The sequence below is a fragment of the Vibrio sp. Vb1574 genome, assembly GCF_033338675.1.
This window is the reverse complement of sequence record NZ_JAWOTC010000495.1, coordinates 1-1,016: the sequence shown is the minus strand read 5'-3', so window position 1 is coordinate 1,016 and position 1,016 is coordinate 1. Positions and strand designations below refer to the sequence as shown.

2 protein-coding genes are annotated in these 1,016 nt (G+C 44.2%); both read right to left on the bottom strand.

Annotated elements, in window-relative coordinates:
* On the bottom strand, positions 1-512 hold a 512-nt coding region (locus R7O12_RS27120; protein ID WP_318127152.1), incomplete at its 3' end, for an arginyltransferase.
* The coding region (aat, locus tag R7O12_RS27115) for a leucyl/phenylalanyl-tRNA--protein transferase (protein WP_318127151.1) at positions 509-1,016 on the bottom strand (508 nt) is incomplete at its 5' end. The genes R7O12_RS27120 and aat, both read right to left, overlap by 4 nt.

Below are 1,016 nucleotides of genomic sequence, written 5' to 3'. Positions count from 1 at the left end.
TAAAACGCGCTAGAACATTGTGTCATCACATCAGTCACCGCTACACCAAGTAGTTGATTTGATTCATCATAGATGTGCAAGAACAACGTTGTCAGCCAAGTCGTTTGTGCAAAACGTGAGAACTCATCTCGCTTGGGAGGGTACATGGTACCGTTTTTGTGTCGCTTGCAAATGTAACGGCTGTAGAGCTCAAACCACTCGGCGTCCATCTCCGTTTTCATCTCCCAACGCAGATTTTTGGCTTTACTGAGCAGTCGTTTTTGACTTCTAGATAGTACGAAATCAGGTATCGATATGCGAATAGGCTGGCAAGCATGGCAACGCTCGCAATGTGGTTTGTATATAGTATCTCCGCTTCGACGAAAGCCATTAGCCATCAATAGTTGATAGTTTTGTTCAGTATGTAATTCAGCGTCCAATGCCACCGCAACACGCTCTTGTCGCTCCGGTAAATAGCTACAAGGATGGTTGTTGGTTAACCCAATTCGAATGTGTTGTAGATCTGTGCTCATGATTCTGAATCCTGCAAAACTTGGGGCGTAAAGGTGTCAGAAGCCGTTTGCTTTTCTCTTAAAGATAGTAGCTTTTGTATGAACTCGTCTCGGTCAAGCTCAAATGCGCCGAGGGATGCCAAGTGCGGGTTCATCACCTGACAATCTATTAATTGACCATGCTTTGACGCCAAATGCGAACACAAATACCACAATGCGATTTTTGATGCGTTGTCTTTCAAACTGAACATGGACTCACCACAAAAAAGTTGACCCACGCTAATGCCGTATAAACCGCCAACAAGCGTGTTGTCATGCCATACTTCTACTGAGTGGCAATGCCCTAGGTTGGATAGCTGAATATAAGCGGCTTGCATTTCTTCATTCAGCCATGTTTCATCTGCTGGCCGGGTAGACGAGCAAAGTTGAATGACGCGCTCAGTCGCTTGATTTATAGTGACTTTATATTGATGCTTGCGCTGAAACTTTTTAAGACTTTTTGATGGCTTAAACGTTAAAGGATCA